This is a genomic window from Pararhizobium sp. DWP3-4 (assembly GCF_049898205.1).
Classification (GTDB): domain Bacteria; phylum Pseudomonadota; class Alphaproteobacteria; order Rhizobiales; family Rhizobiaceae; genus Pararhizobium.
On the sequence record NZ_JAFCXF010000003.1, the window covers coordinates 385,399 to 401,829 of the forward strand.

Genomic DNA, 16,431 nt, shown 5'->3' on the forward strand with positions numbered 1-16,431 from the left:
TGCCCATCACCGCCGTGTTGCCCGAAAACGCCTGTTCAAACAAACAGGGCTGCGTCGCGAAAATCGCGTGGCGGCTTGCGGCAGAGCCGGTGTATGACCGTTGTCATGACCTCGAAGCGTACCGGCTATATCTTCGTCCTGCTTGCCCTTGTCATCTTCTCGATACAGGACGCGATTTCCAAACATCTGGGCGGTCTCTACCCCCCGGTCTTCATCACCATGATCCGCTATTGGGCGTTTGCCGCGTTCGCGATTGCGCTGGCGGCCCGTTCGCGCGGCGGATTATCCGTCACCGCAAGGACGAAACGTCCGATCCTGCAGATCCTGCGCGGTATCCTGCTGGTCGCACAGATCGTCATCGTCATCATCTCGTTCTCAAGGGTCGGTCTTGCCCATTCGCAGGCGATCTTTTCCTCCGGCCCGCTTTTTGTCGCGCTGCTGTCCATGCCGCTGCTCGGCGAGCGCGTCGGCTGGCGGCGCTGGACGGCGATCATCATCGGATTGCTTGGCGTCTTGCTCATCTTGAAACCTGACGACAGCAGCTTCGACATCAATTTCCTGATCCCGATCTCCTCGGCACTGATCTTTGCGATCTACGTCATCGCGACGCGGCTGGTCACCCGTGACGACAGCGCCATGACCAGTTTCTTCTATACCGGTGTAGCAGGCGCGGTGGCGATCACCCTGGTCGGCCCATTCTACTGGACGACGCTTGCGCCGCAGGACTGGGGCTGGATGCTGCTTCTGTGCATCACCGGAACGACCAGCCATTTCTTCCTGATCAAGGCCTATGAGCTTCTGGACGCGTCAGAGGTTCAACCGCTGACCTATCTCCAGCTGGTCTTCGCCTCGATCATCGGCGTCTCGATCTTTGGCGAGACGCTGAACCTCAACATGATCCTTGGCTCGGCAATCGTCGTCTGCGCCGGCATTTTCACCGTCTGGCGCGAAAGCGTCGTTGCCCGGCGCAATGCCAGGAAACCCGAACCGCCGTCCTCCCAGACGCTGACCTAAGCCGGTATCTCCGGATTGGCGGGCAGCGCCCAGTCGATCGGTTCGCGGCCTTTCGAGAGCAGAAAATCATTGGCCTTGGAAAAGGGCTTGGTACCGAAAAAACCGTTATGGGCCGACAGCGGTGACGGATGCGGCGAGCGGATCACCAGATGGCGCGACTGATCGACGAAAGCCGCCTTCTTCTGCGCATAGGCTCCCCAGAGGATGAAGACCACCGGATGCTCCTGATCGTTGACAGCGCGGATGATCGCATCGGTAAATTTTTCCCAGCCCTTGCCCTGATGCGATGCCGCCATCGCCCGCTCTACCGTCAGCACGCTGTTGAGCAGCAAGACGCCCTGCCGCGCCCAGCTTTCCAGGAAACCGTGACGGGCTGGCGGGATACCGAGATCGCTTTGCAGCTCCTTGTAGATGTTCACCAGCGATGGCGGTGAACGCACGCCGGGTTTGACGCTGAACGACAGTCCATGCGCCTGCCCCTCGCCATGATAAGGGTCCTGCCCGAGTATGACGACGCGCACCGTGTCGAACGGTGTGAGATCCAACGCGCGAAAATACTCAGGTCCCTTCGGGAAAATCTGCTTTCCCTCGTTTCGTTCCTCTACCAGAAATTTTTTCAGCGCGGCCATATAGGGGCTGGAGAATTCCGTGGCGAGAGCTGCTTTCCAGCTCTCGTCGATTCTGACACTCGATTCCATCGCGGTCCCTACCCTGTTCATTCCGGTCAATCCTGCGCCGCAGAATTTAACTTCAGCCGCGGCGATGGCAAGCAGCAGATCTCGGCTTGAAGCGAATGAGTTTCAATATATTTTGACAAACATAACGCTAGCAAATTGAATCGCACCGTTATATCTAAATGGATACCTCGAAACCAATGGGGAACCGCATGCGCACCGAACGTCGAACCCTGCTGAAATGTCTCGGAACTGCAGCCGTAGCGCTCTGGATCGGTGGCGCGTCGCTCCCCCAGCCGGCGCTCGCAGCCGAAAAGGTCACTATCTTTGCTGCGGCAAGCCTGAAGAACGCACTCGATGCCGTCAATGCCGAATGGCAGAAGGAGTCCGGCAAGGAAACCACGGTTTCCTATGCGGCAAGCTCGGCCCTTGCCAAGCAGATCGAGTCCGGCGCACCGGCCGACGTTTTCATCTCCGCCGACCTTGCCTGGATGGACTACGTCGCTGAAAAGAAGCTGATCAAGGACGACACTCGCGCCAACCTGCTCGGCAACCGCATCGTGCTGGTCACCGGCAAGAAGGATGCAGCCCCGGTCTATATCAAGCAGGGGCTTGATCTGAAGGCACTGCTGGGTGACGAAAAGCTCGCCATGGGTGCTGTCGATTCCGTTCCCGCCGGCAAATACGGCAAGGCAGCGCTTGCAAAGCTCGGCATCTGGTCGTCCGTCGAAAAGAATGTCGCCGGTGCTGAAAACGTCCGGGCAGCCCTTTTGCTCGTGTCCAAAGGCGAAGCGCCCTACGGCATCGTCTACCAGACGGATGCCGCCGCCGATAAAGGCGTGACGATTGCCGGCACCTTCCCGCAAGACAGCCATCCGCCGATCGTCTACCCGATCGCCATCACCGCCGACAGCAAGAACCCGGAGGCAGCCGCTTATGTCGATTTCGTCAAGTCTGCCAAGGCTGCCGCGCTGTTCGAAGTCCAAGGCTTTACGGTTCTGAAGTAAGTTGACCCAGAAATAAGACGGCGATGCGCTCTATCCGCGAATGGATGGAGCGCATATCGTTTGACCGTCAGGGACGGAGCACGCAATTTGGACTGGTTGACTTTAAGCGACGCGGAATGGACGGCGATCCGCCTCAGCCTGCGCGTATCTTTTGTGGCCATGATCGTCAGCCTGCCCTTCGCCATTGCTATCGCCATGCTTCTGGCGCGCGGACGCTTCTGGGGCAAATCCATCCTCAATGGCCTGGTCCACCTGCCTCTGATCCTGCCACCGGTCGTGACCGGCTTTCTGCTTCTGATCCTGTTCGGCAAACGTGGCCCGATCGGCGCGTTTCTCGCCGAATATACCGGCATCGTCTTTTCCTTCCGCTGGACGGGTGCAGCTCTCGCCTGTGCGGTCATGGCCTTCCCCCTGATGGTGCGCAGCATTCGCCTGTCGATCGAAGCCGTGGACCGCCGGCTGGAACTGGCGGCCTCGACGCTGGGGGCAGGACCATTCTGGGTCTTCCTCACCGTCACGCTGCCGCTGGTAATGCCAGGTATAATCGCCGGCATGGTTCTGGCTTTTGCCAAGGCGATGGGTGAATTCGGCGCGACGATCACCTTCGTTTCCAATATTCCTGGTGAAACCCAGACACTGTCTTCGGCGATCTATACCTTTACCCAGGTCCCCGGCGGCGACGCCGGTGCGTTTCGCCTGACGCTGATTTCCATCGTCATTTCCATGGCCGCGCTGATGGTGTCGGAAATCCTGGCAAACCTCGCAGCGAAGAAAATGGATCCCGCATGAGCCTTAAGGTCGATATACGCCATCGGCTCGGCGCCTTTTCCGTCGAAGCGGCCTTCTCTGCGAGCAAGGGCGTGACGGCCCTCTTCGGCCGCTCGGGATCCGGAAAGACATCGCTGATCAACATCATCGCAGGGCTGATGCGGCCCGGGAGCGGGTCTCTGATCTTCAACGGCGACGTGCTTTTCGACGGGGACAAGCGGGTTTTCGTGCCCGCGCACAAACGCCGCTTCGGTTATGTCTTTCAGGAAGCCCGCCTCTTTCCGCATCTGAGCGTGCGCCGCAATCTCGGCTACGGCCGATGGTTTGCCCGCCGCAGGTACGGCGGAGCGGACTTCAACCGGATCGTCGATATGCTCGGCGTCGGCGCACTGCTGGACCGCGCACCGGCCAACCTCTCGGGCGGCGAGAAGCAGCGCATCGCCATCGGCCGGGCGTTGCTGTCCAATCCGCGCCTGCTTCTGATGGACGAGCCCATGGCCGCCCTCGACGAGGAACGCAAGGCGGAAATCCTGCCCTATCTGGAGCGGCTGCGCGATGAGGCGGATATTCCGATCATCTATGTCAGCCACTCGATCGCGGAAGTCGCCCGGTTGGCGACAAAGGTCATCATTCTGGAAAACGGCCGGGTCAGCGCGTCAGGCGACGCGGCAACCATCCTCAGCCAGCCCTCTTCGACCATCAGCCGCCGCGAGGCCGGCGTGGTTATCGACGGCATCGTCGAGACGACGGACACAACGCATCAGATCACCGTCATCCGGGCCGGAAAGGCCGAAATCCGCGTGCCGCATCTCAATGCCCCCATCGGCAAGCGCGTCCGGCTGCAGATCGCCGCCCGCGACGTCATGCTGGCAACCAGCCGGCCGGATGGATTGAGCGCGCTCAATATTTTATCCGCAACGATCATCGAGATCGGCGAACCGGCGCTAGGCATGGTGGATATCCGGCTGGATTGCGCTGACGTGACGATCGTTTCGCGGGTGACGACCCTCTCGCGCGACGTGCTCGGACTGCATCTGGGCAAACCGGTTCATGCCATCATCAAGAGTGTGGCTCTGGACCTTTGATCGACGGCGCGCTGGCGCTGAGATTGTCTTGCAGCCAGGCCAGTTCCGATGCCAGCGCCGCCTGAGCCTTCGCCTCCATCGCGCGGAACTGACGGATCAATTCTTCGCCGAAGGGCGTCAGGATTGCACCGCCGCCCTGTTTTCCGCCGCGCTGCGATTCCACCGCCTCCTGTTGGAACATGCTGTTGAGCGCGCTCACCAAAAGCCAGGCCCGCCTATAGGACATATCCATGGCACGGCCCGCAGCCGAGATCGATCCGGTTTCGCGGATATGCTCAAGCAACTCGATCTTGCCTCGGCCGAGCCGTTCGGCATGGGGGAAATCGACCCGCAAAACGGGGTGGAGACTGCTGTGATCTGTCTGTGTCATGCGGTTCTACGTGCCCTGGCTGGATCGATAAAAGATTATCGCGCCCGCCTGCCGATGTATAGCGCCGCCCTCACTCCAGAGTGGCTGTCGCCTTCAAACCCGCAGTCCGGTCTGATCATCGAACACGTGCACATCGGCCGGACGGATCGATACATCGATGACATCTCCCGTGCGAACCTGCCTGCGCGACGTCTCGACGATCGTCACCTCCGCAGCCGTGGAGGTGGTGATATAGGTCGCCGAGCCGGTGCTCTCGACGATACCGACGGGCAGACGGAAGACGCCCTGCCCCGGCTCGACGAAATGCAGGTGTTCGGGTCTCAACCCCGCCGTCACCTTGCGGCCGGGCTGCAGCTGGCGGTCAAGAACGATGGTCTGCTTTTCACCGACATCGACCGCCAGCGAACGGCCATCCTCGCCAACCACCGCAGGCACGAAATTCATTGCCGGTGAACCGATGAAGCCGGCGACGAACCTGTTGGCCGGCCGGTCGTACAGTTCGAGCGGCGCGCCCTGCTGCTCGATGACACCATCCTTCATGACCACGACATGGTCAGCCATGGTCATCGCCTCGATCTGGTCATGCGTCACATAGACGGACGTCGCGCCCAGCCGGTCGTGCAGCGTGCGGATTTCCTTGCGCATATGGACGCGCAGCGCCGCATCGAGGTTGGACAACGGCTCGTCGAACAGGAACGCCTTCGGATCACGAATGATCGCCCGGCTCATCGCGACACGCTGGCGCTGGCCTCCGGACAGTTCGCGCGGATAGCGGCCGAGAAGCTGCGAAAGCCCGGTGGTCGCCGCAACCTCTTCAGCCGCCTTCTTGGCTTGCGCCTTCGGCACACCGCGAATGCGCAGGCTGTAGGTCAAGTTCTGCTCCACCGTCATATGCGGATAAAGCGCGTAGGACTGGAACACCATGGCAATATCGCGCTTGCGCGGCGGCACGTTGTTCATCAGCTCGCCGGCAATCTTCAGATCGCCCGTCGAGATGCTTTCAAGCCCGGCCAAAGAGCGCAGCAGGGTGGACTTACCGCAGCCGGATGGGCCTACAAGTGCGACGAAGCTGCCCTTCTCGATGCTGAGCTCTATGTTTTTCAGGGCATGGAAGGCGCCGTAATATTTGTTGACGCCCGAGAGCTCGATCTGCTTGGTCATTTGATGGCTCCCGAAGTAAGGCCGGAGACGATGCGCCGCTGCAAAAGCACGAAGATGGCGAGGATGGGGGTCACGTAGATCGTGGCATAGGCCATGATATTGTTCCATTCGTTGGTGTTCGGCCCCATAAACGAATTGAGCCCAACGCTGGCGGGCTGCAATTCCACCGCTTGGATGATCGACTTCGAATAGACGAACTCGCCGAAGGCCTGCATGAAGATGAGGATGGCGCTGACGAGGATGCCGTTGCGGGCAAGCGGCAGCACGATATTGAAGAAGGCGCCGACCCGCGAATTGCCATCGACCAATGCCGCCTCCTCCAGTTCCTGCGGTACGGCCATGAAGGTGGCGCGCACCAGCACGACGAAGAACGGCATGCTTTTGGCGGCAATGGCAATGATCACGGCCAAGCGCGGATAGTTGAGCATACCGAGCTGCGAAAAGCCGACGAAGATCGGCGTGATCATCAGCGATGCCGGCAGAACCTGCAGCATCAGGATCAGGAACAGCCCGATATCCACCCAGACATTGCGGTAGCGCGCCAGCACATAGGCGCAGCCGACCCCGAGCACGGTGATCAGCGCGACCGAGCCGAAGGCAATGATCAGCGAATTCCACAGATAACGGCCCATGTCACGGCTTTCCCAGACAAAGGCATAGGTGCTCCATTGCGGTTCCGAGGGCCAGAAGCTCGGCGGCGTCGCAAACATCTCCGAACCGCTTTTCAAGGCGGTAATGAACATCCAGTAGAGCGGAAACAGATAGATCGCCGCCATCACGAGGGCGATGACCAGCATCAGGCGGTTGCGGTTGGTGTCGTTCATCCGCGCACCTCATGACGTGTGGAGCGGACATAGACGACCGAGGCGAACATCACGAAGACGATCATGATGACGGAGATCGTCGCTCCCTTGGCGAAGTCATACTGCCGGAAGGACAGGTCCCACGCCCAGTATTGCGTGACGTTGGACGAATTGTTGGGTCCGCCGGAGGTAATCGCCGCGAAAAGGTCGAATTGCTGCAGCGTGAAGATCAACCCCAGCGAGATAATGGCGCCGATGGTCGAGCGCATCATTGGCAGGGTGATCGTCCAGAACCGCTGCCAGGCATTGGCGCCGTCGAGTTCGGCGGCCTCATAGAGATCGCCAGGGATGCTCGCCAAGCCGACCGACAGCAGGATCATGTTAAAGGCCGTGCCCAGCCAGATATTGGCCATGATGACGGCATAGAGCGAATAGTTCGGATCGGAGCGCCAGAAGATATTGCCTGAGATGATGCCGGTTTCCCTCAGCATGAAGTTCAGCACCCCGAAATCGCCCGACAGGATCCAGTTCCAGATGGCGCCGACGACGAGGCCGGGCATTACCCAGGATACCAGGAACAGGCCGCGCAGCCACGAAGCACCCGGAAAATTCACCCAGAAGAACAGCGCCAGCCCGAAGCCGATCAGGAACTGGCCGGCAATCGAACCGATCACGAAGATCGCCGTATTGCCAAGGATCGGCCATGTCTCCGGCTGGGCAAACAGGTCCCGATAATTCTTGAAACCGACGAAGGGCCGCAGCAACGTGCCGAGGCTGAACATGTCGACTTCCTGAAAGCTCATCAGGATATTGTAGAGCAGCGGCAGACCCGCCATCAGGAATAGAAAACCGAGTGGAAAGGCGACGAGCACGATGTCGAAACCGTTGCCATCCCGGATGCTGGAAAGCAGCCTCTTCATGGGGGCCTCCGATGCTCCGAACGGGGTTGCCTGACGCATTGGCGCGCAAGACAACCCCTTCCGGGAGGAAATGATGATGGCGCAGGGCCATCCGTGAAGCCTCTTCTCCCCAGCGGGGAGAAGTGCCGAGCGCATGCGAGGCGATGAGGGGTCTATCCGCAAGCATGGAGATTGTGCCCCCTCATCCGGCCCTTCGGGCCACCTTCTCCCCGCAGGGGAGAAGAGAGAAGCCGCAAGCTCAGCCCAGCACAGCCTTGATCTTTTCGGCCGCCTGATCAAGCGCGTCCTTCGGGCTCGACTGGCCGGTTAGCGCGGCCTGGATGGCATCCTGGATCGCCTTGGAGATCTTTGGCCATTCGGGATGCGGACCGCGCGGCTTGGCGTATTTCAGTTGTTCGAGGAACACCTTGAGGCCGGCATCCTTGAGCGCCTGACCGGTTTCCGGGATGGAGATGTCGGAACGGGCCGGAAGCTGGCCGTAGTTCTTGAACATCTTGTCATCCTGCGAGGCGAAGAATTCGAGCGCCTTGAACGCTTCCTCCGGATGTTTGGTCGAGGCAAAGATCGCCCAGTTGAAATCGCCCATCGCCGAGGAGCGTTCGGCACCGTCCTGCGGCACCGGCAGCAGCGTCACGCCCCAGTCGAATTTTGCCTCCTGCGTCATGCGGTCGAGTTCCCACGGACCGGAGATTGCCATGGCGGCATTGCCGGAATTGAAGGTGCCGGTCGAATCCCACTGGCCCCGGGTCAGCGTATCCGGCGAGGCAAGCTTCTCATCCATGATCGTTTTCCAGACCGTAAGCGCCTTCACCGCACCTTCGGAATTGATGTTTTCGTAGCTGCCGCCACCCATCTGCGCCCAGGGCAGGAACTGGAAGGTGCCTTCCTCGCTCGCCTTGGCGGAGAAGGCCAGGCCATAGATGTTGGCCGCCGGATCAGTCAGCTTGCGCGCATCCTCGACAAGCTCATCCCAAGTCTGCGGCGGCTTGTTCGGGTCGAGACCCTTCGCCTTGAACATATCCTTGTTGTAGTAGAGCGCGATCGTGTTCGTCGCCTTCGGCACGCCGTAATATTTGCCATCCCACTCGACCGATTTCAGCGGCCCGGGGAAGTAGTTCTCCGGCTTGATCACCGTCGATTTCGAGATCATATCAGTCAGATCGAGGAAAGCGCCGCGCGATGAAAACAGCGCGTGCTCGGGATTGTCGATGGCGATGATATCCGGCGCCTGACCGGTCGAATAGGCGCGCATCGCCTCGCTCACCACGTCGTCGAACTGGATCTGGCGGTACTCGATCTGGATGCCGTTGTTGAGCTTGTTGAAATCGGCCACCAGATGCGGCGCCGGCTGAATGTCGCGGTCAAGCGACCAGACAGTCAGCTTCACATCTTCCGCCTTGGCGGAAAGACCCAACATCGAGACGCCTGCCAGCGCCAGCGCACCAATGACTGCATATTTGCGGATACCCATAATTTTCCTCCTTGTGGTTATCCTGTCGGCCGTCATCCTCCATGCCGGCCTTCTTCAGTCCATTTCAGTCTGTCAGGCCGCCTGATTCACCAGGCAGGCTTGGCCGATCAGGCGGGATCGACGACGAAATCGCCGCCCCGGCAAGTCTTCAGATAATTGAGGCCATGAACCTGGCCGGTCATCTCGAGCGCATCGCGATAGACCGGATCATGCCAGCCCTCGATATCGATCGAGCCAGACCAGCCGGCAAGCCGCAGCTCGGAAATCACGTCCGTCCAGTTGGTGTCGCCAAAGCCCGGCGTGCGCATGAACACGAACTTTTCCTTGCCGAAAATGCCATGCTCGCGGATGACATCCCAGCGGATGGTCGCGTCCTTGCCGTGCACGTGGAAGATCTTGCTTGCCCATTTGCGGATCTGCGGCAGCGGGTCGATGAGATAGACCATCTGGTGGCAAGGCTCCCATTCGAGCCCGATATTGTCGTCCGGCGTTTCGTTGAAGATCAGTTCCCAGGCATCCGGATTATGGGCGATGTTCCAGTCGCCGGTTGCCCAGTTGCCGTCCATGGCGCAATTCTCGAATGCGATCTTCACGCCCTTGTCGGCGGCGCGCTTGGCAAGCTCGCTCCAGACCTCCTTGTAGCGCGGCAAACTATCGGTCAGCGGCTTGTTGCGGATACGACCGGTAAAACCTGCAACGCAGGTGGCGCCAAAATGATGGGCGTTGTCGATGCAGTCCTTCCAGCCCTGCAGCGTATCGCGGTCGATATCGGTCGTTTCCAGCGGATTACCGAACATGCCGAGCGTCGAAATGGTGATGTCGCGGCCGCCGATCGCCTCGACACAGCGCTTACCGAGTTCGGCGAAGTCCTGGCCATTGGTTGTCTGCCAGAAGAAGGGTTCGAAGCTTTCGAAGCCCATGTCTGCCACCTTGCCGATACGCTCGGCCGCCTTGCCTGCGGATGCACTGATCATGGTGCCGATGCGGATGGCTTTTGCCGGATTGCTCATCAAACTGTCCTGTTCTTCATAAGGTCACGCGCTGCCTGGTGCGGGCGCTTTCAATCGCTGCAAACACCATGGCAAGGCTGTTGATATTGTCGTTGCTGACCGTCTCCGGCTTGGCGCCGGTCCGGATGGCGCTCAAAAAATCTGCGATGACGCTGGCATGACCATGGGTCTGCGCCTCATCAGCCGGCTGCGGCACGTCGATGGCCACGATCGGACGGAAGAAGCCTTCGGAGCCCGCAACTACGCCGGTCTTAAAATCGTCCGCACCATCCCAGAGCAAGGTGCCCTTGGTGCCGATGATCCGCCACTGGCTTTCCCAGCTGGTATTGGCCCCTTCCGCGCACCAGGAACCGCGATAGGTAAAGGTCACGTCGTCGGAAAATTCAAAGATCGCATTGGCGGCGGCGCCATGCGCATACCAGGAGCCGCGCGGGTTGCTTTCGTGGCAGTAGACTGCCACCGGCACTTTGTCCGCCACGAAGCGGGCAGCGTCGAACGTGTGGATCGCCATGTCGAGCAGCAGCACACTGTCCATCTCCTCGCGGAACCCGCCGAAATGCGCGCCGATGAAGAAATCGCAATGAATGGCCGTCAATTCGCCCAGCGCACCGCTTTCGACCAGCCGGCGAATACGGCGAATGCCCGAAATGAACCGGCGGTTCTGGACGATGGCATGGATTTTCCCGGCGGCCTCGGCCTGAGCGATCAGCGAACGGCCCGCCTCGATCGACGCCGCCATCGGCTTTTCGCTGAGCACGTGGCAGCCATGGGCGAGCGCCGTTCCCACCACATCGCCACGGGCGGACGGGATGACGACATCGAAAACGATATCGGCAGAGGTCTTTGACAGGACGTCGGCAAGGTCGCAACCGATGACGGCATCCGTGAGACCGAATTCAGCGGCCAGCGCTTTTGCCGCCGCCGGATTGACGTCGACCAAGCCCACGACATCAACCGCCGAGCGAATTTCAGGGGTTTCATCGATCGCTTTGAGCCAGCCTTTGGCCATGGCTCCGCACCCGCACAGAACTGCACGCAAATTGGAATTCTCCTCCTCCAAGTCTACGGTTTTCGCTCCTTTTCGGCCACCGTAAACGTTTACGGAACTATGAACGATTTTTGAAACGTGTCAATAGATGGACATCGGGTCACCGGAATCACGCGTTGGGAAGCAGCTGAAATGACGGGCATACGCAGGCTTGCACAACATCTCGATATTTCCATCGGCACCGTCTCGCGAGCCTTGAACGGACGCCCCGATGTTAACGAGGAGACCCGCCGCAAGGTTCTCGAAGCGGCCGCCGAACTCGGCTATGTGCCCAACCAGTCCGGCCGCAGCCTGCGCCAGGGCACCACCAATATCATCGGCTTCATGATGCAGACCGGCACCGAGATCACAGGTCAGGGTGATACGTTCTTCATGAGTGTGTTCGATGGCGTCCAGACCGTCTTTGCCCGCCATCGCCTTGATCTGGTCGCCCTGCTCTGCTCGTCGGAAGAAGACCCGGACGACTATCTTCGCCGTGTCGTCGCCCGTGGTTTTGCCGATGGCCTGATTCTCTCGGCCACCCAGCGGAACGACCCGCGCTTCGAATTTCTCGCCAAACGCAAGATCCCGTTTGTTACTTTGGGACGCAGCCTGACGGATGTCGGCCAACCCTGGCTCGATCTCGATTTCGAAGGCATGGCACAGACCTCGATCGACCGGCTGGTGGCCAAAGGTCACCGGCGCATCGCCGTGACGCGGCCGCATGACGACATCAACCTTGGTCATCTCTTCGTCGACCAAAGCGCCAGGGCCCTTGCAGCGCACGGATTGACGCTCGATCCCGATCTTATCTTCAGTTCGAAGCCCAACGAAGCGGGCGGCTATCACGTCGCCCAGCAATTGCTGGCCATGAAGGACCGGCCAACCGCAATCCTTTTGGTCAACGAGACGATTGCCATCGGCTTCTATCGCGGCATGAGCGAAGCCGGCCTCAAGCCCGGACGCGATATCGCCATCATCGGCCGCCAGAGCCCGCAATCGCATTTCCTGTCGCCAAGCCTGACCGGTTTTACGCTATCGCGACGCGATCTCGGCATCGCGTTGGCTGAAGCATTGCTCGCCACCATGCCAGCCTTCAGCCATTTCTATCCGGATGCGGACCTTCGCAAAGTCTGGCCGGAAGACCTTGTCGAAGGTGAGAGCGACGCTTTTTCACTGCCCGCCTGAATGCAGGACGCAGACCCAATAACCGGCCAATCTTTGCGACTTGAACAACGGCAATTTACCGTGCACATCGGAAATCTCATCCTTCGACGCTCGGAACCCTCCCATGCCCGGCCCAGCCCTCGACCACAGTGTAACGGACCACGCCCTGCCAAAGAAAGCAGGCGTCGTCATCATCGGCGGCGGCATTATCGGGGTGAGCACGGCGCTGTTCCTTGCCGAGCGCGGCGTTGACGTCGTGCTCTGCGAAAAAGGCATTCTCGGTGGCGAGCAGTCCAGCCGCAACTGGGGCTGGGTCCGGGTCATGGGCCGCGACCGGCGCGAAATTCCGCTCGCCATCGAAGCCTTGAAAATCTGGGACGGGCTGGACGCGCGCGTCGGCGGGCAGACCGGGTTTCACCGTTCGGGGATTGCCTACATCTCCGAGACCGAAACGGATATCGCCAACCGCGATGCCTGGTTGAAACTGGCGCAAGCCTACGGGCTTGACACACGCCAGATTGGCGCGGATGAGACGGCTACCGTGATGCTGGGCACCGGGCAACGGTACAAGGGCGCGCTCTACACGCCAAGCGATGGACGCGCCGAACCGCAAAAAGCAGTGCCGGCGATTGCAATGGGCGCGCGCCGGGCCGGTGCCCGGATCCTGACAGGCTGCGCCGTGCGCGGTATCGAGAAGAGTGCGGGCCGGATCAGCGCTGTGATCACCGAGAAGGGCCGGATCGAGACGTCCGCTGTTGTGCTTGCCGGCGGCGCCTGGTCGCGTCTGTTCTGCAAGGGACTTGGCATCCGGCTGCCGCAGTTGAAAGTGCGCAACTCGGTGCTGCGCACCAGCGCAGTGAACCGGGGGCCGGATGGCGCGGGGGCCACAGCGACCTTTGCCTACCGGAAACGGCTGGACGGCGGCTACACCATTGCCAATGGCGGCATCAATATGCATGCGCTGGTGCCGGACAGTTTTGCCTTCTTCCGCGATTTCCAACCCGCCAGGAAGGCCGAGGGCGAAGCGGTGCAGTTCGGCCTCAGCGCTCGAAGCTTTCAGGAACTGTTCGAAATCTCCGCAGTCCCCCTTGATCGCCCCGGCGCATTCGAACGGCATCGTATTCTCGATCCGAATCCGGACGGCAGATCCGCCTTGAACGCATTGCGGGCGGCCACCGAAGCCCTGCCGGTACTGCGTGATGCGAAGGTGGAGCAGATCTGGGCCGGCCTGATCGATGTGACGCCGGACGCGGTCCCGGTCATTTCAACACTCGGCAGCCTTCCCGGCCTGGTCATCGCGACAGGCTTTTCAGGCCACGGCTTCGGTATCGGTCCGGGCGCCGGCCATCTCACCGCCGATCTGGTCATGGGAACCACGCCGATCGTCGATCCCACCCCGTTCCGCTTTAGCCGCTTTTCGGACGGCACGCCGATCGAAATCGCACCACCGGTTTGAACCGTACGGCCCATCTCCAGATATGAAACATCCCCTAACGCACAGGGCTTTCGGGGATGCGAAAAGATACGATGGAAAGACTGCAGATTAGCCCATCCGCTCCGACGCATAGCTTCCTGGGCTCGCCGGGAAGACGACGGTACGGTTGCCGTTGATGAAGGTGCGGTGGTGGATATGGGCGTGCACGGCACGCGCCAGAACCTGGCTTTCGACATCGCGGCCGATCGAGACATAATCCTCCGCCGACTGGGCATGGGTAATGCGGGCAATGTCCTGCTCGATGATCGGGCCTTCGTCGAGATCGGCAGTGACATAGTGTGCCGTTGCACCGATCAGCTTCACACCGCGCTCATAGGCCTGCTTGTACGGATTGGCGCCCTTGAACGACGGCAGGAACGAGTGGTGGATGTTGATGATCTTGCCCGACATCTTCTGGCACATCTGGTCCGACAGGATCTGCATGTAGCGGGCCAGCACGATCAGTTCCGTGCCGGTCTGTTCGACCACATCCATGATCCGGGCTTCCGCCTGCGGCTTGTTGGCCTTGGTGACCGGGATATGATGGAACGGGATGTCGTGGTTGACGACCACCTTCTGGTATTCGAAATGGTTGGAGACGACGCCGACGATCTCGATCGGCAGCGCCCCGATCTTCCAGCGGTAGAGCAGGTCGTTGAGGCAATGGCCAAAGCGCGACACCATCAAAAGCACCTTCATTCGATGCTCTGAATCGAGGATATCGGCTTCCATGCCGAAGCGCGTCTTCACCGCCTCGAAGCCGGCCTTCAGCTTGTCGAGCGTGGCACCTTCCTGGCTGATGAAGGTCAGGCGCATGAAGAACAGGCCGGTCTCCATATCGTCGAACTGCGAGCTGTCGGTGATGTAACAACCCTCGTCGGCCAGATAGCCGGTGATCGCCGCGACGATGCCACGGGTGGATTTGCACGATACGGTCAGAACGTAGCTCTTCATCGGTTTCAGTCTCTCGCTTTGGGTCTTGGCTGGCCCTCCCGGCCCAGCATCGTCGAACGGAAGCTAGCGCGGCGCCGGCCTGCCCGTCCATCCGTTTAGCGACATCGGATAGCAGGAACAGGCCACGCCGTCTCTTCTGGTGTTGGACCGTGGCCTAACGCTCAGATATCGAGCGTCGTCTGCCGCTCCCAGTCGGTGAAATGCGATGCGTAGGCATCCCACTCCCGGTGCTTGAGCTTCAGGTAGGCGCTGGAGAAACTCTGGCCGAGCGTGGCCTTCAGTTCTTCGTCCTTGTCGTATTCCCTCAGCGCATCAAGCAGGTTCAAGGGCAGCAGCGGTGCGCCGGTAACGGTGTGGCCTTCCTTGTACATGTCGATGTCCCAGTGTCGGCCCGGATCGGCATTTTTCCGGATGCCGTTGAGGCCCGCTGCGATGATGATCGCCTGCAAAAGGTAGGGATTGACCGCACCATCCGGCAAACGCAACTCGAACCGGCCGGGGCCTGGAACGCGGACCATGTGTGTGCGGTTGTTACCGGTCCATGTGACCGTATTAGGCGCCCATGTGGCGCCGGAAATGGTGCGCGGCGCGTTGATGCGCTTATAGGAGTTGACCGTCGGATTGGTAACCGCAGCGAGTGCCGAAGCATGCTTCATGATACCGCCGAGGAAGGTCCGGCCCTGGGCCGAAAGACCGAACGGCATTTCCTTGTCGGCAAAGGCATTGGTCTTGCCTTCCAGATCCCACACGGAGATATGGGCATGGCATCCGTTACCGGTCAGCCCCTTGAAGGGCTTTGGCATGAAGGTGGCGCGAAGGCCGTGCTTTTCAGCAACGGTTTTCACCATGAACTTGAAGAACGAGTGCTTGTCGGCGGTCTGCAGCGCGTCGTCATATTCCCAGTTCATCTCAAACTGGCCGTTCGCATCCTCATGGTCGTTCTGGTAGGGCTTCCAGCCGAGTTCGAGCATGTAGTCGCAGATTTCGGCGATCACGTCATAGCGGCGCATGACGGCCTGCTGGTCGTAGCAGGGCTTTTCGGCCGTATCGAACTCGTCGGAAATCTTGCCGCCATCCGGCGAAATCAGGAAGAATTCCGGCTCGACGCCGGTCTTGACGCGAAGGCCCTCCTTGGCGGCTTCGGCGATCAGCCGTTTCAGCATGACGCGCGGCGCCTGGTCTACCGGCTGGTCTTCCATGACGCAGTCGGCAGCAACCCATGCGACGTCCTTCTTCCAGGGCAGCTGGATGACGGAGGAGGCGTCCGGCAGCGCAAACAGGTCCGGATGAGCAGGCGTAAGGTCGAGCCAGGTGGCAAAACCGGCAAAACCCGCGCCGTTCTTCTGCATATCGGCAATCGCTTCAGTCGGAACGAGCTTCGCCCGCTGGCCGCCGAACAGGTCGGTATAGCTGATCATGAAATATTTGATGCCACGGTCTTTGGCAAAGCTAGCAAGATCGAGTGTCACTGTGTTCCCCTTTGGATTATTCAGACACTTTTTCGTAAAAAGGCCGCTGCCTATCTT

General features: G+C 60.2%; 16 protein-coding genes. 6 read left to right on the forward strand and 10 right to left on the reverse strand.

What is annotated here, in order from left to right; translation table 11 throughout:
* Positions 1-105: 105 nt before the first annotated feature.
* On the forward strand, positions 106-1,014 hold the full coding sequence (locus ACP7E6_RS11210; protein WP_426229945.1) for a DMT family transporter: 909 nt from the start codon (positions 106-108) through the stop codon (positions 1,012-1,014).
* Here ACP7E6_RS11210 and ung read toward each other — a convergent pair.
* Positions 1,011-1,712 (reverse strand): uracil-DNA glycosylase, encoded by a 702-nt coding sequence (ung, locus tag ACP7E6_RS11215; RefSeq protein WP_426229946.1) that lies wholly within the window; start codon positions 1,710-1,712, stop codon positions 1,011-1,013. The two genes, ACP7E6_RS11210 and ung, sit on opposite strands and share 4 nt — an antisense overlap.
* 188 nt (positions 1,713-1,900) lie before the next feature.
* Here ung and modA point away from each other — a divergent pair, with 188 nt between their 5' ends.
* The 3 genes from modA (at position 1,901) to modC (ending at position 4,548) form a co-directional block, all read left to right on the forward strand.
* Complete coding sequence (gene modA, locus ACP7E6_RS11220) at positions 1,901-2,695, forward strand: molybdate ABC transporter substrate-binding protein (RefSeq protein WP_426229847.1); 795 nt, start codon at positions 1,901-1,903, stop codon at positions 2,693-2,695.
* 87 nt (positions 2,696-2,782) lie between these two features.
* Positions 2,783-3,484 carry a molybdate ABC transporter permease subunit gene (gene modB, locus ACP7E6_RS11225; RefSeq protein WP_426229848.1) on the forward strand — a complete coding sequence of 234 codons (702 nt, stop codon included), beginning with the start codon at positions 2,783-2,785 and terminating at the stop codon, positions 3,482-3,484.
* Positions 3,481-4,548 carry a molybdenum ABC transporter ATP-binding protein gene (gene modC, locus ACP7E6_RS11230; protein WP_426229849.1) on the forward strand — a complete coding sequence of 356 codons (1,068 nt, stop codon included), beginning with the start codon at positions 3,481-3,483 and terminating at the stop codon, positions 4,546-4,548. The genes modB and modC overlap by 4 nt, the downstream gene beginning before the upstream one ends.
* On the opposite strand, the gene ACP7E6_RS11235 is transcribed toward modC, so the two are convergent.
* The 7 genes from ACP7E6_RS11235 to ACP7E6_RS11265 form a co-directional block, all read right to left on the reverse strand.
* Positions 4,523-4,918, reverse strand: a complete 396-nt coding sequence (locus ACP7E6_RS11235) for a winged helix-turn-helix domain-containing protein (RefSeq protein ID WP_426229850.1) — start codon at positions 4,916-4,918, stop codon at positions 4,523-4,525. The two genes, modC and ACP7E6_RS11235, sit on opposite strands and share 26 nt — an antisense overlap.
* Before the next feature lie 93 nt (positions 4,919-5,011).
* On the reverse strand, positions 5,012-6,079 hold the full coding sequence (locus ACP7E6_RS11240; RefSeq protein ID WP_426229851.1) for an ABC transporter ATP-binding protein: 1,068 nt from the start codon (positions 6,077-6,079) through the stop codon (positions 5,012-5,014).
* Entirely contained in the window at positions 6,076-6,903 is an 828-nt protein-coding gene (locus ACP7E6_RS11245) for a carbohydrate ABC transporter permease (protein WP_426229852.1), read from the reverse strand. The genes ACP7E6_RS11240 and ACP7E6_RS11245 overlap by 4 nt, the downstream gene beginning before the upstream one ends.
* Entirely contained in the window at positions 6,900-7,802 is a 903-nt protein-coding gene (locus ACP7E6_RS11250; protein WP_426229853.1) for a carbohydrate ABC transporter permease, read from the reverse strand. Before ACP7E6_RS11250 ends, ACP7E6_RS11245 begins: the two co-directional genes overlap by 4 nt.
* 238 nt (positions 7,803-8,040) lie before the next feature.
* Entirely contained in the window at positions 8,041-9,273 is a 1,233-nt protein-coding gene (locus ACP7E6_RS11255; protein ID WP_426229854.1) for an ABC transporter substrate-binding protein, read from the reverse strand.
* A gap of 107 nt (positions 9,274-9,380) precedes the next feature.
* Positions 9,381-10,283: a sugar phosphate isomerase/epimerase family protein gene (locus tag ACP7E6_RS11260; protein ID WP_426229855.1), complete on the reverse strand. Its 903-nt coding sequence runs from the start codon at positions 10,281-10,283 to the stop codon at positions 9,381-9,383.
* A 16-nt stretch (positions 10,284-10,299) separates the two neighbouring features.
* The gene (locus ACP7E6_RS11265; RefSeq protein ID WP_426229856.1) at positions 10,300-11,322 is read right to left on the reverse strand and encodes a Gfo/Idh/MocA family protein; all 1,023 of its coding nucleotides are present in this window, start codon (positions 11,320-11,322) and stop codon (positions 10,300-10,302) included.
* A 141-nt stretch (positions 11,323-11,463) separates the two neighbouring features.
* Here ACP7E6_RS11265 and ACP7E6_RS11270 point away from each other — a divergent pair, with 141 nt between their 5' ends.
* Together ACP7E6_RS11270 and ACP7E6_RS11275 are read left to right on the forward strand one after the other, a co-directional pair.
* Entirely contained in the window at positions 11,464-12,498 is a 1,035-nt protein-coding gene (locus tag ACP7E6_RS11270) for a LacI family DNA-binding transcriptional regulator (RefSeq protein ID WP_426229857.1), read from the forward strand.
* Between the two features lie 103 nt (positions 12,499-12,601).
* Positions 12,602-13,933 (forward strand): NAD(P)/FAD-dependent oxidoreductase, encoded by a 1,332-nt coding sequence (locus ACP7E6_RS11275; RefSeq protein ID WP_426229858.1) that lies wholly within the window; start codon positions 12,602-12,604, stop codon positions 13,931-13,933.
* An 87-nt stretch (positions 13,934-14,020) separates the two neighbouring features.
* On the opposite strand, the gene purU is transcribed toward ACP7E6_RS11275, so the two are convergent.
* Together purU and glnT are read right to left on the reverse strand one after the other, a co-directional pair.
* A complete protein-coding gene (purU, locus tag ACP7E6_RS11280; RefSeq protein ID WP_113246807.1) occupies positions 14,021-14,905 on the reverse strand; it encodes a formyltetrahydrofolate deformylase in 885 nt (294 codons plus the stop codon).
* Between the two features lie 161 nt (positions 14,906-15,066).
* Positions 15,067-16,374, reverse strand: a complete 1,308-nt coding sequence (glnT, locus tag ACP7E6_RS11285; RefSeq protein WP_426229859.1) for a type III glutamate--ammonia ligase — start codon at positions 16,372-16,374, stop codon at positions 15,067-15,069.
* Positions 16,375-16,431 lie beyond the last annotated feature (57 nt).